Origin of the sequence: Geobacillus kaustophilus (assembly GCF_000948285.1) — a bacterium.
GTDB classification, from domain to species: Bacteria; Bacillota; Bacilli; order Bacillales; family Anoxybacillaceae; genus Geobacillus; species Geobacillus thermoleovorans_A.
In genome coordinates, this window is record NZ_JYBP01000003.1 from 1,122,753 (window position 1) to 1,142,960 (window position 20,208).

At 54.5% G+C, this 20,208-nt stretch carries 22 protein-coding genes, 1 other RNA gene and 2 pseudogenes; 17 read left to right on the forward strand and 8 right to left on the reverse strand.

The annotated features are described in order from the left end of the window. Positions 1–102: 102 nt before the first annotated feature. A pseudogene (locus LG52_RS06105) lies at positions 103–362 on the reverse strand (DUF6154 family protein). 167 nt (positions 363–529) lie between these two features. Here LG52_RS06105 and LG52_RS06110 point away from each other — a divergent pair. Beyond that, the gene (locus LG52_RS06110) at positions 530–1,321 is read left to right on the forward strand and encodes a GNAT family N-acetyltransferase (RefSeq protein WP_044731280.1); all 792 of its coding nucleotides are present in this window, start codon (positions 530–532) and stop codon (positions 1,319–1,321) included. 54 nt (positions 1,322–1,375) lie between these two features. Here LG52_RS06110 and LG52_RS20780 read toward each other — a convergent pair whose 3' ends face one another. Together LG52_RS20780 and LG52_RS06115 are read right to left on the reverse strand one after the other, a co-directional pair. Continuing rightward, positions 1,376–1,510 carry a hypothetical protein gene (locus tag LG52_RS20780; RefSeq protein ID WP_269430047.1) on the reverse strand — a complete coding sequence of 45 codons (135 nt, stop codon included), beginning with the start codon at positions 1,508–1,510 and terminating at the stop codon, positions 1,376–1,378. A gap of 6 nt (positions 1,511–1,516) precedes the next feature. Further along, the gene (locus LG52_RS06115; RefSeq protein WP_044731281.1) at positions 1,517–1,765 is read right to left on the reverse strand and encodes a hypothetical protein; all 249 of its coding nucleotides are present in this window, start codon (positions 1,763–1,765) and stop codon (positions 1,517–1,519) included. Between the two features lie 257 nt (positions 1,766–2,022). Between LG52_RS06115 and LG52_RS06120 the strand changes: the two genes are divergently transcribed. The 15 genes from LG52_RS06120 to LG52_RS06180 all read left to right on the forward strand — a co-directional run bounded on the left by LG52_RS06120 (position 2,023) and on the right by LG52_RS06180 (position 16,662). Then, positions 2,023–2,649 (forward strand): TetR/AcrR family transcriptional regulator, encoded by a 627-nt coding sequence (locus tag LG52_RS06120; RefSeq protein WP_044731282.1) that lies wholly within the window; start codon positions 2,023–2,025, stop codon positions 2,647–2,649. 117 nt (positions 2,650–2,766) lie between these two features. Beyond that, positions 2,767–3,909, forward strand: coding sequence for an acyl-CoA dehydrogenase (locus LG52_RS06125; RefSeq protein WP_044731283.1), 1,143 nt, complete (start codon positions 2,767–2,769; stop codon positions 3,907–3,909). 59 nt (positions 3,910–3,968) lie between these two features. Next, positions 3,969–5,603, forward strand: coding sequence for an AMP-binding protein (locus tag LG52_RS06130; protein ID WP_044731284.1), 1,635 nt, complete (start codon positions 3,969–3,971; stop codon positions 5,601–5,603). 64 nt (positions 5,604–5,667) lie between these two features. Then, a complete protein-coding gene (gene accC, locus LG52_RS06135; RefSeq protein WP_044731285.1) occupies positions 5,668–7,020 on the forward strand; it encodes an acetyl-CoA carboxylase biotin carboxylase subunit in 1,353 nt (450 codons plus the stop codon). 26 nt (positions 7,021–7,046) lie between these two features. Then, on the forward strand, positions 7,047–7,259 hold the full coding sequence (locus tag LG52_RS06140; RefSeq protein WP_044733124.1) for an acetyl-CoA carboxylase biotin carboxyl carrier protein subunit: 213 nt from the start codon (positions 7,047–7,049) through the stop codon (positions 7,257–7,259). 15 nt (positions 7,260–7,274) lie between these two features. Continuing rightward, on the forward strand, positions 7,275–8,168 hold the full coding sequence (locus LG52_RS06145) for a hydroxymethylglutaryl-CoA lyase (protein WP_044731286.1): 894 nt from the start codon (positions 7,275–7,277) through the stop codon (positions 8,166–8,168). A gap of 18 nt (positions 8,169–8,186) precedes the next feature. Further along, positions 8,187–8,969 (forward strand): enoyl-CoA hydratase, encoded by a 783-nt coding sequence (locus LG52_RS06150; RefSeq protein WP_044731287.1) that lies wholly within the window; start codon positions 8,187–8,189, stop codon positions 8,967–8,969. A gap of 163 nt (positions 8,970–9,132) precedes the next feature. Then, a complete protein-coding gene (locus tag LG52_RS06155; protein WP_156135628.1) occupies positions 9,133–10,686 on the forward strand; it encodes an acyl-CoA carboxylase subunit beta in 1,554 nt (517 codons plus the stop codon). Between the two features lie 63 nt (positions 10,687–10,749). Continuing rightward, positions 10,750–10,938: non-coding RNA, 6S RNA (ssrS, locus tag LG52_RS18810), on the forward strand. Positions 10,939–11,139: 201 nt separating this feature from the next. Then, the gene (locus tag LG52_RS06160) at positions 11,140–11,580 is read left to right on the forward strand and encodes a MarR family winged helix-turn-helix transcriptional regulator (RefSeq protein ID WP_011231100.1); all 441 of its coding nucleotides are present in this window, start codon (positions 11,140–11,142) and stop codon (positions 11,578–11,580) included. Positions 11,581–11,583: 3 nt separating this feature from the next. Next, complete coding sequence (locus LG52_RS06165) at positions 11,584–12,222, forward strand: HlyD family secretion protein (protein WP_014195721.1); 639 nt, start codon at positions 11,584–11,586, stop codon at positions 12,220–12,222. Between the two features lie 10 nt (positions 12,223–12,232). After that, entirely contained in the window at positions 12,233–13,945 is a 1,713-nt protein-coding gene (locus tag LG52_RS06170; RefSeq protein WP_044731288.1) for a DHA2 family efflux MFS transporter permease subunit, read from the forward strand. Between the two features lie 141 nt (positions 13,946–14,086). Further along, positions 14,087–16,111, forward strand: coding sequence for a transglycosylase domain-containing protein (locus tag LG52_RS06175; RefSeq protein ID WP_231584426.1), 2,025 nt, complete (start codon positions 14,087–14,089; stop codon positions 16,109–16,111). 82 nt (positions 16,112–16,193) lie between these two features. Next, on the forward strand, positions 16,194–16,343 hold the full coding sequence (locus LG52_RS18815; RefSeq protein ID WP_075261895.1) for a YflJ family protein: 150 nt from the start codon (positions 16,194–16,196) through the stop codon (positions 16,341–16,343). Positions 16,344–16,467: 124 nt separating this feature from the next. Then, a complete protein-coding gene (locus LG52_RS06180) occupies positions 16,468–16,662 on the forward strand; it encodes an NETI motif-containing protein (protein WP_044733126.1) in 195 nt (64 codons plus the stop codon). A gap of 182 nt (positions 16,663–16,844) precedes the next feature. Here the strand turns inward: LG52_RS06180 and LG52_RS06185 are convergent, their stop codons facing one another. Together LG52_RS06185 and LG52_RS06190 are read right to left on the reverse strand one after the other, a co-directional pair. Continuing rightward, positions 16,845–17,021, reverse strand: a complete 177-nt coding sequence (locus LG52_RS06185) for a hypothetical protein (protein ID WP_173400022.1) — start codon at positions 17,019–17,021, stop codon at positions 16,845–16,847. Positions 17,022–17,087: 66 nt separating this feature from the next. After that, complete coding sequence (locus LG52_RS06190; protein WP_011231107.1) at positions 17,088–17,861, reverse strand: SDR family NAD(P)-dependent oxidoreductase; 774 nt, start codon at positions 17,859–17,861, stop codon at positions 17,088–17,090. A gap of 171 nt (positions 17,862–18,032) precedes the next feature. Here LG52_RS06190 and LG52_RS06195 point away from each other — a divergent pair, with 171 nt between their 5' ends. After that, positions 18,033–18,239: a DUF6501 family protein gene (locus LG52_RS06195; protein ID WP_011231108.1), complete on the forward strand. Its 207-nt coding sequence runs from the start codon at positions 18,033–18,035 to the stop codon at positions 18,237–18,239. A 57-nt stretch (positions 18,240–18,296) separates the two neighbouring features. Here the strand turns inward: LG52_RS06195 and LG52_RS06200 are convergent, their stop codons facing one another. The 3 genes and pseudogenes from LG52_RS06200 to LG52_RS20785 all read right to left on the reverse strand — a co-directional run bounded on the left by LG52_RS06200 (position 18,297) and on the right by LG52_RS20785 (position 20,151). Then, positions 18,297–19,589, reverse strand: a complete 1,293-nt coding sequence (locus LG52_RS06200; protein WP_044731289.1) for a sensor histidine kinase — start codon at positions 19,587–19,589, stop codon at positions 18,297–18,299. A gap of 78 nt (positions 19,590–19,667) precedes the next feature. After that, positions 19,668–20,015, reverse strand: a pseudogene (locus LG52_RS18820) (MFS transporter); the annotation flags it as partial. Between the two features lie 4 nt (positions 20,016–20,019). Then, entirely contained in the window at positions 20,020–20,151 is a 132-nt protein-coding gene (locus LG52_RS20785) for a hypothetical protein (protein WP_269430048.1), read from the reverse strand. Positions 20,152–20,208: the final 57 nt, after the last annotated feature.

Sequence of the window (20,208 nt, forward strand, 5' to 3'; positions counted from 1 at the left end):
CGTCTTCGAAATCATGTTCACAGGGCTGCCAAATGAATACGAAAGCATCATTTGCCCCACATAGCGGCTGTTCCTTATGACATGGGGGGGACAGCCGTTTTGTCAATGCACGCGCGGCGCGTCTTGCGGCCGCGTCGCGCCGAGGCCTTCGCGGGCCATTTTCGCTTTCAAGCTTTCGAATACGTACAAGCCAAACATCCCAAGCAGCTCTTCATCCGTCATCTCATCGATCAGCTTGAGCACATCGCGGCGGTCGAGTTCATCCAAAATCGACATCGCGCCACCGCTTCGGCGTCTTCTTCATCTCCGGTCAGCCGGTCTTTGTAGTATTCGTACAGCTCGTCAATAAACTTCATCGGCATAGTCGCCTCGCTTTTTTTTGAGAGCGGGCTTCCTCCTTTCTTTGCAGTTGGCCGATGCGGACTGGCGGCATCGGCAGCCTCTCACTTTGGCGCCACAAATGCCATTGGCAACAGTGATTATTCATAGTATAATGGAAAAAATATCATCCGAAAAGCGGGGGAGCGCCATGATTCGCCGGTTAACGGCTGAAGACCACCAACAAGTATTTTCGTTTTTGCAGCAAGATCCGTCGTTCAATTTATTTATCATCGGCGATATTGAGTCGTTTGGCTATGACGCCGATTTCCAAGACGTTTGGGGGCAGTTTGACGATGCCGGCTCGCTGAAGGCGGTGCTGCTCCGTTATTACGATTCCTACATTCTGTACGCGCCTGGCGATTTTGATGCCGATGGCTTTGCTCGTCTCATCCGCGAGACGGCCGGCCCGTCGTCGCCCATTCAGCTGTCCGGCAAGGCGGAAATTGTCAGGCAGTTCGAAGAGCGGCTGCCGCTTGGGACGAAGCGAACGCTTTACTTTTGCGAGTGTCGGACGGATGAATACGCTCGCCAAGAAATGGGGGCGTTCGCCGTCAAAAAAGCCGAATTGGCCGATGTCGACCGGATTCTCGACTTGCGGCGCCGCATTGCCGAATTTGAGACGAGGCCGTCGTCCCGCGATATGCTAGTGAAAGGGATGGAAACCAATTCAGCTAGAACGTACTACATTGAACAAGACGGCCGAATGGTGGCCGCGGCATCGACATCAGCGGAAAACTCATTGTTAGCGATGATCGTCGGCGTCTGCACGGATCAGGAGCATCGAGGGAAAGGGTATGCGAGCGCCATCGTGGCGAAGCTCGTTTGCGATTTGCTCGCTGAAGGGAAGATGCCGTGCTTGTTTTACGACAACCCGGCCGCTGGCCGCATCTACCGCCGCCTTGGTTTTCGCGATATCGGGCTGTGGGCGATGTACCGCTAGCAACGAAAAGCGGAAGCTCCGCCGGCTTGCTTCTGCGCAGAAGCAAGCCGGCGTTTATTGCCCGTCCGCCCCGTTTGGCGTGACGCGGCGAATGTGCTGACCGCCGTGCTCCCGCATCGCTTTTGCCTTGTCGTTGACGAGCTGTTTTTGGTCAACGATGGAAGAAGGTGTTTGTTTTTTGTTCGCCATATGGAATCACCTCAATGGAGACGATTTAGCGCGCTGGATGAACATGTCCGCATCTTCGATGAGCCCGCAGACGCCGCATTGGACGCGGTAGCTCGGACCGCGGTACGGAAGATGGAACGGTTCAAGCGCGTCATTTGTATATTCCTGTTCAATCTCGCCGTTGTACGGGTCGATCTTCACTGCGCGCGGATGCTGCTCGATGAGGTGAAACCGCGTCCGGTTCGTTTTGCAACTTGGGCATAGCATCGGTTCCAACAGAAGCCACCTCCGATCATTATTTTTTGGAAAAACGGCCGCTATTATGTATGATTTGTATGTCCGCAGCGGTTTATATCAGGCAAGAGCCGGCCGGGGGAAGCGCCAGACGGTGCATGTTAAAATCCCCCTCGTTTTTTCAGGCGGCAGAACAGTTTTTATTGACAATGCTGCCAGCAATCGAGTATCTTAATGGATAAGAGAAATATTCCTTTTTTTCTGAAAATGCTATACGATCAACGACGAAGGAGATCATTATGGCTGACAAACCGCTCAGAGACCGCATTATCGATACGGCGCTTCGTTTATTTGAGAAATACGGCTACCACGGCGTGACGGTTGACCGCATCGTGGCCGAAAGCGACACCTCCAAAGGCGGTTTTTACCATAATTTCAAATCGAAAGATGAGTTGCTTTACCATATTCATGACGTTTTTATTACCTACGCGCTTACGAAAGCACAGGAAGCGTATGAAAGCTTTTCGACGCCGACTGAGCGCTTGTATGCCATCGTTCAGTCGTTTGTCAAAGTGTTTCACTTGTACAAACCGCACATCACCGTATTTTACCAAGAGAGCATGTACTTAAAACCGGAATACGCGGAGCCGATCAATGAAAAGCGTGAGGAATTTAAACAAATCATTTTCCGCGTCATCCGCGAAGGGATCGAGGCCGGGGAGTTTCGTCCAGAGTTATCGGTGGAGATCACCGGTATGTCGATCATCGGCATGGTGAACTGGACGTACAAATGGTACAATCCGGACGGTCCGTTGTCCATCGAGGAGATTGCAGCGTATTTCGCTGATTTCATTTTGCACGCGGTGCTTCGCCAAACGGAACATGCGGCCGCCATGCGGTTTTTGTTGCGGCCGGCCGCCGAATAAGCGGTTTGCTGTTCACAGACCAACCAGTCGGTCTTGGATATCCGATTATTTATGACGGTCGGAAACCGACTGGTCGGTTTTAGTATAAATCATTTTTAAACGGGGGAGAGGGAGAGCATGGACTTTTCGTTGACAAAAGAACAACAAATGATTAAAGAGATGGTTCGCGATTTCGCCGAGAAGGAAATTGCCCCTTACGCGGCGAAATGGGATGAAGAGGCGCATTTTCCGCTGGATGTCTTCCGCAAAATGGGCGAGTTGGGGCTGTTGGGCCTGCCGTTTCCGGAAGAATACGGCGGTGCTGGGGGCGATACGATTTCGTATGCCATTGCCGTTGAAGAAATCGGCCGCGCCTGCGGCGGCACCGGGCTAAGCTATGCGGCCGCTGTGTCGCTCGGAGCGAGCCCGATCTACTACTTCGGGACAGAGGAACAAAAACAAAAATGGCTCGTGCCGATGGCGAAAGGAGAGACGCTTGGCGCTTTTGGGCTCACGGAGCCGAACGCCGGGTCCGATGCCGGCGGCACGCGCACAACCGCGGTGCTTGATGGCGATGAATATGTCATTAATGGCGAAAAATGTTGGATCACGAACGCCCAATACGCGCGGCAAGTCATTGTCACCGCCGTCACGGGCAAAGATGCGCGCGGCAAAAACATCATCACCGCTCTCATCGTGCCAACTGACTCCCCAGGATTTACAATCCGTTCGAATTACGACAAGATGGGTGTCCGCGCGTCCAATACGTGCGAACTTGTTTTTGAGAACGTCCGGGTGCCGAAAGAGAACGTCTTAGGCGATCCGCAGAAAGGATTTAAACAGTTTTTGTACACGCTTGATGGCGGCCGCATTTCCATCGCTGCTTTAGCTGTCGGCATCGCCCAAGCGGCGTTTGAGAAAGCGCTTCAATATGCGAAAGAACGCGTTCAGTTTGGCCAACCGATTTCCAAGTTTCAAGCGATCCAGTTTAAGCTCGCTGACATGGCGATGGAAATTGAGCTCGCCCGCAATATGGTGTACAAAGCGGCTTGGTTGAAGGATCAAGGGAAACCGTTTACAAAAGAAGCGTCGTTCGCCAAGCTGTTCGCCTCGGAAATGGGATTCCGCGTCTGCAACCAGGCGATTCAAATTCACGGCGGTTGCGGCTATATGAAAGAGTACGGCGTTGAGCGCCATTTGCGGGACGTCAAGCTCATGGAAATCGGCGAAGGCACATCAGAAATCCAACGGCTCGTCATCGCCCGCCAGCTCGGATGCTAAAAGCGGAAATGCCTGCATATCCATAACAATGAATTCGGACAAAGGGGAGGAAACGGCCGATGTTGACGGTGACTGTGGGGAATTTGTTGGAAGAAAGAGCCAGACAATATGCGGATCGTGAGGCGGTCGTGTATGCCGACCGTGGATTGCGTCTGACGTATCGGCAGTTTAACGATTATTGCCGCCTCGTTGCGCGCGGGTTGATGCGGCTTGGCATCGAAAAAGGGGAGCATGTCGCCATTTGGGCGACGAACGTTCCGGAATGGATCGCCTGCCAGTTTGCGACCGGAAAAATGGGGGCGGTGCTCGTTACGGTCAATACGAACTACCGGGCGGCGGAGCTTGAGTATTTGCTTAAGCAATCGGATTCGACGACGCTCTTTTTGATCGAGCAATATCGCGATTCGTCGTATATCGATATTTTGTATGAAATCGTTCCCGAGCTGCGTACATCGGCGCCTGGGCAGCTGCAATCGAAACGGCTGCCGAAGTTGAAAAACGTGATCTTTCTTGGCGACAAACGGTACCCGGGCATGTTTACATGGAACGACATCTTAGCGATGGCGCATGAAGTGACCGAAGAAGAGCTCGATGCGCGGCTTGAAAGCCTTGATCCGCACGATGTCATCAACATGCAGTACACATCAGGGACGACCGGCTTCCCAAAAGGGGTTATGCTCACGCATTACAACATCGTCAACAACGCCCACCAAGTGGCGCAATGCATGGGACTTGGCGAAGGCGATCGATTGTGCATTCCGGTGCCGTTTTTCCATTGCTTCGGCTGCGTCATGAGCACGCTTGCATGTGTGACGGTCGGGGCGACGATGGTGCCGGTTGTGGAGTTTCATCCGAAGCGGGTGCTCGAGACGGTGGAAGCGGAGCGGTGCACGGCGCTTCACGGCGTGCCGACGATGTTCATCGCCGAGCTCAACGACCCGGATTTTGCCAAATACGATTTGTCATCGCTGCGCACGGGCATTATGGCCGGTTCTCCTTGCCCGGTCGAAGTGATGAAGGCGGTCATCGAGAAAATGGGGATGAAAGACATTACGATCGCCTACGGGCAGACGGAAGCGTCCCCAGTCATCACGCAAACGCGCACCGACGATCCGCTTGAGCTGCGTGTCGAAACGGTTGGCCGCGCCTTGCCGGGCGTGGAAGTGAAAATCGTCGAGCCGGGCACGAACAAGGAAGTGCCGCGGGGGGTGCAAGGGGAACTGTGCACGCGCGGCTATCATGTCATGAAAGGATATTACAACAACCCGGAAGCGACAAATGAAGCGATCGATGCAGACGGCTGGCTGCACACCGGTGATTTGGCGACGATGGATGAAAACGGTTACTGCCGCATCACCGGCCGGCTGAAAGATATGATCATCCGCGGCGGGGAGAACATTTATCCGCGCGAAATCGAAGAGTTTTTGTACAAACACCCGAAAATTTTGGACGTTCAAGTCGTCGGCGTGCCCGATGAAGTATACGGGGAAGAAGTGATGGCGTGGATCATCTTAAAAGACGGCGAAACGGCGACCGCTGAGGAGATTCGCGAGTTTTGCCGCGGCAACATTTCCCGGCATAAAATCCCGCGCTACATCGAGTTTACCGATTCGTACCCGATGACCGCATCCGGCAAAATTCAAAAGTTTAAGCTGCGGGAAATGGCGAAAGAACGCCTTGGCTTGACGAAGTGAACGTTGTCCGGCGGCTGAACGGTTCGGCCGCCGGCAGCCCCACTATTGGCGAAAGGGTGAGACGATGTTTACGAAAGTGTTGATTGCCAACCGCGGCGAAATCGCCGCTCGCGTCATCCGCACGTGCCAAAAGCTTGGCATCCGGACCGTCGCCGTCTATTCGGAAGCGGACGCCGATTCGCTTCATGTCTCGCTCGCGGATGAAGCGTATTTGATCGGCAAGCCGCGCGTCGCGGAAAGCTATTTAAATATCGAAAAAATCATTGAGGTTGCCAAAGCGGCGAAAGCGGAGGCGATCCATCCCGGCTATGGGCTGTTGTCGGAAAATCCAGCGTTTGCCCGCCGCTGCGAGGAAGAAGGAATCGTCTTCATCGGTCCGAAGGCGGACGTCATTGCGGCGATGGGCAGCAAAATCGAAGCGCGGCGGACGATGGAAAAAGCCGGCGTGCCGATCGTCCCGGGCGTTTCCTTTGCGCTTGATGGCGCCGACGAGGCGGCCAAAGCGGCGGTTTCAATCGGCTATCCGGTCATGTTGAAGGCGTCAGCCGGCGGCGGCGGCATCGGCATGCATATTGCTCGCGATGAAGCTGAGCTGCGCCAAGTGTTTGAAGGGAGCCAAAAACGGGCCGCTTCGTTTTTCGGCGACGGGACGATGTACATTGAAAAATATATTGAACGCCCGCGCCATATTGAAATTCAGCTTCTTGCCGACCAAAATGGCAACTGCGTCTACTTATGGGAGCGTGAATGTTCGATCCAGCGCCGCCACCAAAAAGTAGTCGAAGAGGCGCCGTCGCCGTTTTTGGATGAAGAGACGCGGCGGAAGATGGGGGAGGCGGCGGTGCGGGCTGCGCGTTACATCGGTTATGCAAACGCTGGCACGGTCGAATTTCTCGTCGATGAACAGAAAAACTTTTATTTTCTTGAGATGAACACTCGGCTGCAAGTCGAGCACCCGGTGACGGAAGAAATCACCGGCATCGACATCGTCGAAGAGCAGCTGCGCATCGCCGCCGGCGAGCCGCTCCGCTATCAACAAGAAGAGATTCGCCGGGACGGCCACGCCATTGAAGTGCGCATTTATGCCGAAGATCCGAACACGTTTTACCCGTCGCCCGGCCGCATTACGGCGTTTTCCGCCCCGCAAGGCGAATGGATTCGCCATGAAACGGCGGTTCAAAGCGGCATCACGGTCACGCCGTTTTATGATCCGATGATCGCGAAGTTGATCGCGAAAGGACCGGATCGGCAAACGGCGATTGAACGCTTGCTCGAAGCGCTTCGAGACTATCGCGTCGAAGGGATTAAAACGAACATTCCGCTGCTTGAGGCCGTGTTGTCCCATCCGGCGTTTCAAGCGGGGGATACGACGACCGATTTCCTTTTGAAACATTGGAAACCATTAAAAACGAAATGAAGCAGAAATGAATGGGGGAAGAAACGATGAATCAAATAACTGCAACGATGGCAGGAAGTGTGTGGAAAATTGTCGTCGCCGTCGGTGACCGTGTGGAAGAAGGCCAAGATGTCGTCATTTTGGAATCGATGAAAATGGAGATTCCGATTGCTGTGGAAACGTCCGGCGTCGTGAAGCACATCCACGTGCAGGAAGGAGATTTCGTGAACGAAGGCGACGTGCTTGTCGAGATTGAGTAAAAGGGGGAGCAGAGCATGAGCCGATGGCCGGCGAAGGTGACGATCAAAGAAGTCGGCCCGCGCGACGGCCTGCAAAACGAAGCAACGCCGATCGCGACCGCCGATAAAATCGCCTGGATCAACCTATTGTCAGAAACTGGGTTGTCGTACATTGAGGTGACCTCCTTCGTCCATCCGAAATGGATTCCGCAGCTTGCGGACGCCGCCGAAGTCGCAGCCGGTATCCGCCGAAAAGCCGGCGTCACATATGCGGCGCTCGTCCCAAACGAAAAGGGGCTTGAGCGGGCGCTTGCCGCCGGAGTCGATGAAGTCGGCGTCTTTATGTCAGCGAGCGAAACGCACAACCAAAAAAACATTAACAAATCGATCGCCGCGACGTTTCCCGTGCTTGAAGATGTTGTGAAAACGGCGAAGCAAGCAGGAAAAACCGTACGTGGGTACGTCTCGACTGTATTTGGCTGTCCGTATGAAGGGCCTGTCGCCGTCGATCAAGTGCTGATGGTGGCGGACCGGCTGTTGGCGATGGGCATCGATGAACTGTCGCTTGGCGATACGATCGGCGTAGCGACGCCCAAGCAAGTCGAAGAGGTGCTCGCAATCGTGCTCCGCCGTTTTCCGGCTGCTCGGATCGCCATGCATTTCCATGACACGAGAGGGACGGCGCTGGCCAATATTTTAGTGTCCATGGAAATGGGAATTACGACGTTTGACAGCTCGCTCGGCGGCCTCGGCGGCTGTCCATACGCTCCCGGAGCGTCGGGGAACGTCGCCACCGATGATTTAGTATATATGCTTCACGGCATGGGGATTGAAACCGGCATCAATGTCGAGCGGCTGACGAAAGCGGCTTTGTTTATCCGCGACAAAATCGGCCGCCCGCTTCCGAGCCGCTATTTGCAAACGGTTTGATCATAAGGGGGAGAAAACGTGAGCACACTTGTATCGTTTGAAACACAAGAAAACGGCATCGCGATTGTGACATTAAACCGCCCGGAAGCGGCCAATGCGCTGTCAAGAGCGCTTCTTTTAGAACTCGGCGCGCTCTTGCAAGAGATCAAATTTCGAAAAGATGTGCGCGTCGTCATGTTGACTGGGGCGGGAGACAAGGTGTTTTGCGCCGGCGCTGATTTGAAAGAGAGGGCGGGGATGAATGAAACGGAAGTGCGGCAGGCTGTTGCCTTAATCAGCAAAACGATCAACGAGGTGGAGAAAGTGCCGCAGCCGGTCATCGCCGTGTTAAACGGTTCGGCGTTTGGCGGCGGGTTGGAGCTTGCCTTGGCTTGCGACATTCGGTTTGCGGCTGATGACATCCAGCTCGGGCTGACGGAAACGTCGCTCGGCATCATTCCGGGAGCGGGGGGGACGCAGCGGCTGCCGCGCCTTGTCGGCATCGGAAAGGCGAAAGAGCTCATTTTTGCCGCCAAACGGATTACGGCGCAGGAAGCCGAACGAATCGGCCTTGTCGAATACGCGGTGCCGCGCGCCGAGCTGATGGATCGGGCGCTTGAATTGGCGCGGCAAATCGCCGACAATGCCCCCATTGCCGTCCGTCAGGCAAAACGGGCGATGCAAAGCGTGTTCAACGTTGATTTGGAAACGGGTCTTGCCATTGAACAGCTCGCTTATGAGGCGACGATTCCGACGAAAGACCGGCTCGAAGGCTTGCAGGCGTTTAAAGAAAAACGAAAGCCGGTGTACAAAGGGGAATAAGAAGGCGTTCCTGCGGCTGGACTAACGGCGGCCGATATGTTCAACGAACGAGCCGGATGGTTGATTGTGGACGGCCGGGCGGGAGAGGTCGGACCGGCCGCGGGGCGATGAACGAACCGCCGCCTAAAAAGCGGTGAAAAACGAAGCGAGGAGGGACATCAGGATGAACGAAACGGCGAAAGAGCGCACAACGCTGACAGCGGAGCTTGAAAAGCGGGCTGCTGACATCAAAAAAGGCGGGGCGCCAAAATATCATGAAAAAAACGCCGCCCAAGGGAAATTGTTTGTTCGCGAGCGGCTGAACTTACTGCTTGATAACGGCTTGGAAGTGGAAGACGGATTGTTTGCCAACTGTTTGGCGGGCGATTTGCCGGCTGACGGGGTGGTGACCGGCATCGGCAAAATCAATGGCCGCACCGTCTGCGTGATGGCGAACGATTCGACAGTAAAGGCCGGCTCGTGGGGAGCGCGCACCGTCGAAAAAATCATCCGCATTCAAGAGACGGCGGAAAAACTGCGCTGCCCGATCATTTATTTGGTGGACTCGGCCGGCGCCCGCATTACGGACCAAATCGAAATGTTTCCCGGCCGGCGCGGGGCGGGGCGCATTTTTTACAATGAGGTGAAGCTGTCCGGCAAAGTGCCGCAAGTGTGCTTGTTGTTCGGTCCATCAGCGGCCGGCGGCGCCTATATTCCGGCGTTTTGCGACATTGTCATCATGGTCGAAGGCAATGCCTCGATGTACTTAGGCTCGCCGCGCATGGCGGAAATGGTGATTGGGGAAAAAGTGACGCTCGAAGAGATGGGCGGCGCCCGCATGCATTGCACCGTCTCCGGCTGCGGCGACGTGCTCGTGAAAACCGAAGAAGAAGCGATTGCCTATGCACGCCGTTATTTGTCGTATTTTCCGTCCAATTACAGCGAAAAGCCGCCGGTGGTCGAGGCGAAGCCGCCGAAATCGTTTGACAAAACGATCGAGGACATTTTGCCAGAAAACCAAAATGCGCCGTTCAACATGTATGATTTGATTGAGCGGATCATTGACGAAGGATCGTTTTGTGAAATCAAAAAACTGTTTGCGCCAGAAATCATTACGGGACTGGCGCGCCTTGCCGGCCAGCCGATCGGCATCATCGCCAACCAGCCGCGCGTCAAAGGCGGCGTATTGTTCCACGATTCGGCTGATAAAGCGGCGAAATTCATCACGCTTTGCGACGCGTTCCATATCCCGCTTCTGTTTTTGGCCGACGTCCCTGGCTTTATGATCGGCACGAAAGTCGAGCGGGTCGGCATCATCCGCCATGGGGCGAAAATGATCGCGGCCATGTCGGAAGCCACCGTACCGAAGATCTCGGTCATCGTTCGCAAAGCGTACGGCGCCGGATTGTACGCGATGGCCGGGCCGGCGTTTGAACCAGATTGCTGCCTGGCGCTTCCGAACGCGCAAATCGCCGTCATGGGGCCGGAAGCGGCCGTCAACGCCGTCTACGCCAACAAAATTGCCGAGCTGCCGCCAGAAGAGCGTGCGGCATTTGTCGAACAAAAACGCGAGGAATACCGGCGCGACATCGACATTTACCGTCTCGCCTCCGAGCTTGTCGTCGACGGAATCGTCGCGCCGAACGATTTGCGCAACGAGCTCATCCGCCGATTTGACGCGTATATGTCCAAGTATATGGTCTTTTCTGAGCGGAAGCATGGGGTGTATCCAGTTTGAAAAAATGGATGGCTGTCCCTCTTGCCAAGGGACGGCAGATCATGTATCATAATAATCACCAATCCGTTGCTGCGTTGTGCGTTGTAGAATGAAGTTTCAACCGATGGCAATCAAAAGGGAGTTCTACATTGAAGCGGGAATGTCATGCCTCAATATTCGTGATGGAGGACGGCAGGAACGCTTCTGCGAACACCCACCTGGTGGAGCGTGGTTGAGAAACTGCATTCAGCCAACGGCAACAGCGGCGCGGATTCACGAATGAGGAGTTGGCAAAAGAGTCCAACTGGATGCAAAACATCCGGTTGGACTCTTTTTCGTTGCGTATGTTTTCTCAAAAAGACATGAAACAATATAGTTGATTTTCCCTGTTTTCATGTTATAATCATATTTCGTGCAGGGATAATTCGTATTGAAACTATTCCAACAAGAAAGATGAGGCAAGGAGGGGGATGAATGGAAGGGATCAGCCGGGACATCATGTACGCTGTCTTCCGGACGCAAAAGGCGCTTTATCGCCTCATCCGCGAGGACGCCGCCCGCGTCGGGGTGACAGAGGTGCAGCTGATCGTCTTATATACGCTGCTGAAAAAAGAGCATATTCGCCTGAATGACTTGGCGGAAAAATTAAACTTAAGCAACAGCAATGTCAGCGGCACGGTTGACCGGCTCGTCGGCGCCGGCCTTGTTGTCCGAGAGCCGTCGAAGCAAGATCGGCGCGCGGTCATTTTGAGTTTGACGGAAAAAGGAAAAGAGACGGTGTCGGAAGCGTTTGGCGAGCAGTCGGTGCTGCGCCGGCGGCTTGGCCGCATTCAAGAACTCGTCTCTCCAGAGGAGATTGAACAGTTTTTGCATCTTCATGAAAAAATTAAAGCGATTTTACTCGGGGAGGAATAGACGGTGAACGTGAAACGATTGGTTGCGCTGAACATCATTGTGCTCATTTTGCTTGTCGGTGGAGGCTTTGCCGCCTACTACTATGTGAATGAAGCAACGAACTACATTAAAACGGACAACGCCCGCATCGACGGCCAGGTCATCTCCGTCGCTGCGCCGCTGTCCGGGAAGCTGACATCCTGGCGGGGCGACACGGGAAAAACCTTCTCAGCTGGGGAAGAAATCGGCGAGGTGTTTGACGGCAAAACAACGATTCCGGTGACAGTGCCGCATCGGATGACGATCGTGCAGCAAAACGCAGTCAAGGACTCGTTTGTCGCCGCGGGGATGCCGCTGGCCCGCGGGTTTGATTTGAACGATTTGTGGGTGACGGCGAATATTGAAGAGACGGATATTGAAGACGTGAAAATCGGGCAAGACGTCGATATTTATGTCGATGCGTATCCGGATCGCAAATTCAGCGGCAAAGTCGAAAAAATCGGCAACGCGACAGCGAATACGTTCAGTCTGCTGCCAAGTTCCAATGCGACCGGCAACTACACGAAAGTGACCCAAGTCATCCCGGTGACGATTTCCATTGACAACTACAGCGGAGCCGGACTTGTGCCGGGCATGAACGTCACCGTCCGCATCCATAAGTAGGTGATGGAAGATGACAACATTTGTCATTGGTTATATTGTGTTTGCCGTTTTGGTCTTGGCGGCGGTCAACATCGCGCTGCGCCGCCGCAAGCCGGCTTCAGCCGCAGGGAAGGCGGCGGATGAAGCGGCGGAAGCCAACGCTCAACCGTTAGCGGAAACGAAAGCAGAGCCGTCGACAGGAACGGATGGGCGTCCGGCCGCTCCGGCCGGTCAAGGCGGCCTTGGGGATATCGGCAGCCGCGGCAAGGTTGTGGCGACGGTCATGCTGGGCGCGTTTGTCGCCATTTTGAATCAAACGTTGATCAACGTCGCCTTGCCGCATATGATGCAAGATTTCAACGTGGAAACGTCGACGATTCAATGGCTCGTGACCGGCTATATGCTCGTCAACGGGGTGCTCATCCCGATCAGCCCGTTTTTAATCGCCAAGTTTCCAGCGAAACGGTTGTTTTTATCGGGCATGTCGTTTTTCGCCATCGGCGCGTTTGTCTGCTCGATCGCTCCGTCGTTTGCCGTCATGCTCACAGGGCGGCTGACACAAGCGGTCGGGGCCGGCATTATTATGCAGCTGATGATGGTCATTATGTTGTCGATTTTCCCGCCGGAACGCCGCGGGGTGGCCATGGGAACGGTCGGAATCGCCATGATGTTTGCGCCGGCGGTCGGGCCGACGCTGTCTGGCTGGATCGTTGAACATTATACATGGCGGCTGTTGTTTTACGTCGTGTTGCCGATCGCGATTTTAGACATTGTGCTCGCCTCCGTCTGGCTGAAACATACGCCGCGTAAAGGCAATCCAGTGCTGGACGTGCAAGGGGCGGTCTACTCCACGATCGGGTTTGGCGGCGTTCTGTATGGCTTCAGCGAGGCCGGAAGCAAAGGATGGAGCGAGACGGAAGTGGTTGTTTCGCTTGTCATCGGCGCCTTGTTCCTCATCATGTTCACATGGCGTTCGCTGCGCTCGGAGCATCCGGTGCTCAATTTCCGTGTGTTCCGCTACCCAGTGTTTACGTTGGCGACCGTCATCGGTTCGGTCATTAACATGGCGATGTTTGCCGCCATGGTCTTGCTTCCGGTGTATTTGCAAAACTTGCGCGGCTTTACGCCGCTCGATGCCGGTTTGCTGTTGCTGCCGGGGGCGATTGTGATGGCGGTCATGTCGCCGATCTCTGGTTGGGTGTTTGACCGCATCGGCGCGCGGATGCTCGCTATTGTCGGTTTGATCATCACCGCTGTGACGACATGGGAGTTCAGCAAGCTGACACTTGACACCCCGTATAGCCATTTAATTTGGCTTTACATTTTCCGCATGTTCGGCATGTCGATGCTCGGAATGCCGATTATGACGGAAGGGTTGAACGCCTTGCCGCGCCATTTGTACAGCCACGGCACGGCGATGTCGAATACGATTCGTCAAGTGGCTGCTTCGCTCGGGACGGCGTTCTTGGTGACGATCATGTCCAACCGGACGAAATTCCATGTGGAAGCTTATCGCAATGAAATGACGGAAAACAATCCGTTGTTCATGAGCCTTGTCGGCCAACTGAAACAGGCCATCCCAAGTGATGAGGCGATCGCTCAGCTGTTGTATGGACTTGTGCAGCAACGGTCAACGGTCGAGGGGATCAACGACGCCTTTTTCGTCGCTACTGGCTTAACGGTGGTGGCGCTCGTCATGGCGTTTTTCTTAAAAGGAAAAAAGCAGAAATCGCCATCGGCGTAAACAAGGGAAGCGGCGCACACGGCCGCTTCTTTTTTGTTTTGAGCCATGGAAAAGAGACGAAAACGGGCGGCCGGCTGCGAATCGTATAATCGTGACGAAGAGACAGGGGGGAACATTGTGGAGGCGCAAAGCAGGCAGCAAATGAGACAAACAAGACGAAGACGGTGTTGGCTGCAGGCGCTCGTTGTCGCCGCCTTGGCTTTGGCCGCCGTTGTTGCTGCGCTCGAGTGGGCGATTGATCGACAAAACATTGCCGCCTTGGAAACACCGTTGCCGGCAGCGACAATCATTTATGATGAACACGGCCGCATCGCGAGCAAGCTCGCGGCGGCAAACATCGAAGAAGTGCCGATCGACAGGGTGCCCAACTATTTTCTTGAGGCCATCGTCGCGACGGAAGACCGCCGCTTTTACGAGCATGATGGCGTCGATTATTATGGGCTTTTGCGCGCGATGTGGCGCAACATTCGCGCCGGGGCGTGGGTCGAGGGCGGCAGCACGATCACTCAACAGCTGGCGAAAAACGTCTTTTTAACGAATGAAAAAACGTTGACACGCAAATGGAAGGAATGGTTGATCGCACAAAAAATTGAGCGCACGTACAGCAAACAAGAAATTTTAGAAATGTACATCAATCGCATTTATTTCGGTGCGGGGGCGTGGGGGGTGGCCAGCGCGGCGAAAACGTACTTTGGCAAAGACGTTTCTGAGTTGACGCTAAGCGAATCCGCCATGTTGGCTGGTCTCATCAAAGCACCGTCCGCTTTATCGCCGGTCCGTCATTACGATAAGGCGGTCGCCCGGCGCAATGTCGTCTTGTCGCTCATGAAAGAACAAGGCTATATCGATGATCAAGAGTGGATCGCCGCGAAAAACGAGCACATTGCCATTCAACAGGAACCAAAACGCGACCCGTATGCCGGAAAATATCCGTACTACGTCGATGAACTAATCCACGAAGCGATTGCACAATACGGCCTGACGCAAAGCGATGTCCTTTCCGGGGGGCTCCGCATTTACACGGAGCTTGACCCGAACATGCAACAAGCGCTTGAAGCCGTGTATGCGAATGATTCGCTGTTTCCATCAAGCCCGGACGGTGTGCCTGTCCAAAGCGGAGCAGTGCTGCTCGACCCGAAAACGGGCGGGGTGAAGGCGCTTGTCGGCGGCCGCGGCCGCCATGTGTTCCGCGGTTTCAATCGCGCCACAGAGCTCAGGCGTCAACCGGGGTCAACGCTCAAGCCGCTCGCCGTGTACACGCCGGCGCTCGAACAAGGGTACGGGCCGTTTTCGCTGCTCAAAGACGAGCCGCTTAATCTCGGCGGCTACCGCCCGCAAAACTACGACCACACGCACCGCGGCACGGTGACGATGTATGAGGCGATCATCCATTCGCTCAATGTGCCGGCCGTCTGGCTGTTAAACGAAATCGGCCTTGACAAAGGGATGGAGGCGCTGCACCGGTTTGGTTTGCCGTTGGAAAAAGAGGACCGCCAGCTCGGCATCGCGCTCGGCGGCATGTCCCGCGGCGTCTCGCCGCTCGAGATGGCGGAAGCGTACGCCGTATTCGCCAATGACGGCGTCCGTTTGGACGGCCATCTCATTACAAAAATCGTTGATGCTTACGGCCGCAAGGTAGCGGAGTGGAAGCCGCGGCGAACGGTTGTCACGTCCAAGAAAGTGGCGCAGCAAATGACGTTTTTGCTCGAAGGCGTCATCCGCGAAGGGACCGGGAAGCGCGCTGCCATCCCGGGGCGGGAGCTTGCGGGCAAAACCGGGTCGACCGAAATGACGATCCCCGGCATCGACGGGGTGAAAGACCAATGGATGGTCGGCTATACGCCGCAGCTGGTCGGTGCGCTTTGGCTCGGCTATGACCGGCCGGACGAAACACATTATTTGACGACGACGAGCGGGGAAACGGCGGCCATCATTTTCCGCCATATGATGGAAAAAGCGCTGGCCGACGAGCCTGTCGTCCGCTTCTCGCTGCCGCTTGTGAAACAAGCGGAACGAGAACACAAAAAACGTGAGCCAAAGGCGCCTGAATCCGTGCCGCCAAAGGTGAAGGAAAAACCGCGTACGCCCGGCCATGAAAAAGGAAAAAACAAAAAAGAGAAAAAAGAAAAAAAGCACGGAAAAGGGCATGGCGGCAAGCATGAATAAGCTGTTGCCAAAGGCGTTCTCAACCTTTGTTTGGGCGCATATATATAAAGACAAGCCGCACGAAAAAGGAGGGGGAGCGCCCATGGCGCATTTCGGCTCGAAAGGATGGCTTGTGGCTGAGTTGAAAAAGGCGGGCATCGCCCGTCATCCGGTTGGACGGAAAAAAATTGAAACGTACAAGGCGACGGAGCTGTACGGGCTGTACCGAAAATATGTGCAGAAAACATGCTGAACCGGATGAAGCGATCCGGCTTCTTTTTTGGGGTACAATAGTTATAAGGAAAGGTCGTGAAGCCTTGATATGTCAACATTTCTAGTGGTAGGAGGGAGGTCGCGCCTCTTTGGCCAGGAAAGCGATGAAGAAAAAACGGTTTACTGTAGCGGAAGGGGAAACGATCGCCGCCTGTTTAGAGCGAATGAAACAGGAAGGCTACCGCCCTGTCCGCCGCATCGAGCAGCCGATTTTCCGCGAAGTGGAAACGAACGGCGAAACGATGGTTGAGCCGTGCGGGCGCATCATCGAATTTGAGGGTGTGCGCGATGAGCCATAACGGGCGGTTGTTGGCTCCACCTTAGGCTGAAGGCGCAGCCGCAGATTCGACGGGCTCTGGTTATAGGGGCAAGAGAATTCATCAAAAAATTGCGAAGGAAGTTCTTTTCCCAACGATCGCCGCCTATACAAAGCGGGGAGATCGGCCAGCCAAAAAAACCGGAAAGGGAGTTCCTTCCCGGTCTAGCTGTGCGGCCATTCGCGCGTTTTTTTCGCGTCTCGATGGCCGCCGGTCGGGTTGCCGCTTGATGCTTCGTAGCCGACTTGGTACACATAGTGCTTCGGGGCGTGTATGACGTTGTCCATTCGGTATTGGTCCAGATCGTCTTGAAATTGCCGTTTGCTTTCTTGCTCATCCATCATTGGTACCCCCTTGTGGATATGGACTGCTGCGTTTATAGGGTGCGTCATCAAGGCGTGTTTTACTCAAAAGCCGTGGATCGTCATGCCGCCATCGACGAATAGCGTTTGGCCGGTTATATAGCTTGACGCATCGGAGGCGAGGAACACAGCCGGGCCGACGAGCTCAGGCAGCTCGCCAATCCGCTTGAGCGGCGTGACGGCCAAAATGTCGTTCACATACGCTTCGTCCTCAAGCAGCGTTTTGGTGAGCGGCGTCCGGAAATACCATGGGCCGATCGCGTTGACGCGTATGCCGTAGCGCCCCCACTCAAACGCCAGCACTTTCGTCATTTGGATGAGCGCCGCTTTTGTCGCCGCATACACAACCCCGGTGCGCAAGGCGACATGGCCGGCGACGGAAGCGATGTTGATGATGTTTCCGCCTTGCTTTTGTTCTTTCATGACGCGACCGGCTTCTTGTGAGACGAGAAACGCCGACTTTAAGTTGGTGTTCATAATCGTTTCCCACTCATGATCCGTCACATCCAAAGCCGGGGTGCGGATGTTCATGCCAGCGTTGTTGACAACGATATCAAGTGATCCGGCTTGTTGTTTGACATTGGCGACGGCGTCATGCACGGCTTTCCGGTCGATGACATCAAGCGGATATATGTACGCTTTCCGGCCGAACTGTTCGATATGGCTTGCCGTTTCTTGCAAATCAGCTTCCGTGCGGGCGATGAGCGCCACATCGGCCCCGGCTTCAGCGAACCCGATCGCGATCGCCCGGCCGATGCCGCGTCCGGCTCCCGTCACTAACGCCGTTTTTCCGTCCAAGCGAAACGAAGGCAAAAACATCGAAATCTCCCCTTTCAGAATCGTCGGTACATCCTCATGATAGCATGATCCCCTGTTGCAGCCAATCATTGGCATCGCTGTTTGGCAGGGAGCGGGAATTCCAAGTTGCAGCCGGCGCGCCGTCCCGCTACAATAAAAAAGAGAACACCATCTAGATAAGGGGATGACGCCATGATTCATCACACATGGGCGACCCGGCCGACGATCAAAAAAGTAAAGTGCGTTCACACGAACGCGGAAAAGTACATGGTCAGCAATGTGTTGACGCCGGGCAAAGTATATGAAGTGAAAAGCGAAACGGACGAGTTTTATTTTGTCATCGACAACAGCGGAAAAGTCGGCGGGTTTTACAAAGATTATTTTGAGGAAGTCAAGTGATCGCGCCAATCACCAAGAAAAAAACGGATGTCCAAAACAGGGCATCCGTTTTTTCGATCAGCCGGCGGCGCTTTGTTCCGCCGTCGGCGGCCGCACCCGGCTTGCCGGCAGCGTGATCGTCAACGTCGTCCCTTTTTGTACGGCGCTTTCGATCGTCCACGTTCCTCCCATTTGTTCGATGATTTTGACGGCGACCATCGCACCAAGCCCAGTGCCTTTTTCTTTTGTGCTGAAGTATGGCTCGCCGAAGCGGCGCACTTGTTCTTTCGTCATGCCAACGCCGTTGTCGGAAATGGTGATGACGACTGATGTTTCCCGGTTCTCGGCCGCAACATGGAGCGTGCCGCCGTTTGGCATCGCCTCAATGCTGTTTTTCAACAAGTTGAGAAAACACTGTTGGAAATATTGTGCGTTTCCGATGACGACACCATGTTCGAGGGAAGAGGATACATGGATCGAATGCATATGCGCCATTGGCGTAATCATTTGCAGCACTTTCTGAAGCTGGGTGGCGACATCAATTGGCTCGGTCTCTTTTGGCGCCGGTTTGGCAAACGTCAAATAGTCGCGGATGATGGCTTCCGCCCGCTCGAGTTCCTCTAAGGCGATGCGAATGTACCGCTCTTCGGTTTCTCGCGGCAACCGACCCGTTTGCAGCAGCTGGATGAACCCTTTGACGACGGTGAGCGGGTTGCGAATTTCATGGGAAATGCTGGCTGCCATTTGGCTGACAATTTCCATTTTTTCCATTTTCATCAGCTCTGCCCGAGCGAGCTGCGCCTCATGAAGCGTCTCCATCAAATAGACAGCGAACATCATGACGAACGGCGGCATCATAATAAAATACACGATATATGGCTTCGTTACCGGAAAATCAGCAACAATCACGGCGACAAATGTCGTCAGCACCGCGAGCAAAAACGTCAGCCAAAGCGACATAACGAGCTTGCTCGGCTGCGGCAGCTTGCGAAACAGCGGCGAAGCGGCCGCCGCTATGGCAAACATGATGGCGTAAACGATCAACGTGAGCGGCTGAAATCCGTACAAAACGGTGCGTGCCAGCATCAAGACAACAAACAGCACCGCCCCGACCGCGCCGCCGCCATACAATGTCCCAAGCAAAAACGGAATTTGCCGGAAATCATGGACGCACAGCGGATCAATGTAAATCGGAAATTTCATGCACAAAACGGCCGCCAACGCCAAACAAGCCCCAAGCAGCGCCTGGCCATAGAGCGGGCGCTGCCGGATCGCTCGACTATGGTCATAAATAAACGAAAAGGCAAAGATCGTGACTAAAATATAAAATAAGTTGTTCAGGACGTGCTGGTTAATGTATAAACCCGCCATACGAAAAATCTCCTAACTGAATGGACCTTATCACCTTCCATTATAGCGAAAAGAGATTGAAAGAAAAATATGCATTGGCTATGTCCGGTCTTTCGGCAGCCAAACCGCCAAGGCGCCAAAGAGCGGCAGCACGCTGCAAAGCCGCATTAACGTGCCAAGCGGCGACAAATCAGCGATTTTGCCGAGCACAACCGCCCCAAGCACCCCCATGCCAAACGCCAGGCCGACGATGAGTCCGGATGCCATGCCGACATGGTTCGGAAGCAGCTCTTGGGCGTAGACGACAAACGTCGCAATGTTTAATGGTAATACAAATCCGGCGAGGGGCAGCATCGGCAGAGCAATCCAAAGCGGCGCGTGCGGCAAGGCGAGCGAAAACGGCGCCGTCCCAACGGTCGACCAGATCATTAAGTTCCGTTTGCCGAACTAGTCAGCGATTCAAAAAGAGCGCCCGGATGACCGCCTCCATCGCATCGTTCAAAAAGTGGCCGAGGATGATGGCGAACAAAATCGGGTAGACGGTCATGCCGACGGCGCTCGTTCGCTCTGTAGGAGTGTTCATCGTTCTCCTCCGTTCAAAACATATCTTAATATTCCTAATTATACCTTAATTTTTTGT

Coding starts and splice junctions, on each gene's coding strand:
- LG52_RS06145 (WP_044731286.1), top strand. CDS start 7,275: ATGAGCCGATGGCCGGCGAAGGTGACGATCAAAGAAGTCGGCCCGCGC.
- LG52_RS06155 (WP_156135628.1), top strand. CDS start 9,133: ATGAACGAAACGGCGAAAGAGCGCACAACGCTGACAGCGGAGCTTGAA.
- LG52_RS06160 (WP_011231100.1), top strand. CDS start 11,140: ATGGAAGGGATCAGCCGGGACATCATGTACGCTGTCTTCCGGACGCAA.
- LG52_RS06185 (WP_173400022.1), bottom strand. CDS start 17,021: ATGGATGAGCAAGAAAGCAAACGGCAATTTCAAGACGATCTGGACCAA.
- accC (WP_044731285.1), top strand. CDS start 5,668: ATGTTTACGAAAGTGTTGATTGCCAACCGCGGCGAAATCGCCGCTCGC.
- LG52_RS06125 (WP_044731283.1), top strand. CDS start 2,767: ATGGACTTTTCGTTGACAAAAGAACAACAAATGATTAAAGAGATGGTT.
- LG52_RS18815 (WP_075261895.1), top strand. CDS start 16,194: ATGGCGCATTTCGGCTCGAAAGGATGGCTTGTGGCTGAGTTGAAAAAG.
- LG52_RS06110 (WP_044731280.1), top strand. CDS start 530: ATGATTCGCCGGTTAACGGCTGAAGACCACCAACAAGTATTTTCGTTT.
- LG52_RS06140 (WP_044733124.1), top strand. CDS start 7,047: ATGAATCAAATAACTGCAACGATGGCAGGAAGTGTGTGGAAAATTGTC.
- LG52_RS06200 (WP_044731289.1), bottom strand. CDS start 19,589: ATGGCGGGTTTATACATTAACCAGCACGTCCTGAACAACTTATTTTAT.
- LG52_RS06170 (WP_044731288.1), top strand. CDS start 12,233: ATGACAACATTTGTCATTGGTTATATTGTGTTTGCCGTTTTGGTCTTG.
- LG52_RS20780 (WP_269430047.1), bottom strand. CDS start 1,510: ATGGCGAACAAAAAACAAACACCTTCTTCCATCGTTGACCAAAAACAG.
- LG52_RS06195 (WP_011231108.1), top strand. CDS start 18,033: ATGATTCATCACACATGGGCGACCCGGCCGACGATCAAAAAAGTAAAG.
- LG52_RS20785 (WP_269430048.1), bottom strand. CDS start 20,151: ATGAACACTCCTACAGAGCGAACGAGCGCCGTCGGCATGACCGTCTAC.
- LG52_RS06175 (WP_231584426.1), top strand. CDS start 14,087: ATGAGACAAACAAGACGAAGACGGTGTTGGCTGCAGGCGCTCGTTGTC.
- LG52_RS06180 (WP_044733126.1), top strand. CDS start 16,468: ATGAAGAAAAAACGGTTTACTGTAGCGGAAGGGGAAACGATCGCCGCC.
- LG52_RS06130 (WP_044731284.1), top strand. CDS start 3,969: ATGTTGACGGTGACTGTGGGGAATTTGTTGGAAGAAAGAGCCAGACAA.
- LG52_RS06190 (WP_011231107.1), bottom strand. CDS start 17,861: ATGTTTTTGCCTTCGTTTCGCTTGGACGGAAAAACGGCGTTAGTGACG.
- LG52_RS06120 (WP_044731282.1), top strand. CDS start 2,023: ATGGCTGACAAACCGCTCAGAGACCGCATTATCGATACGGCGCTTCGT.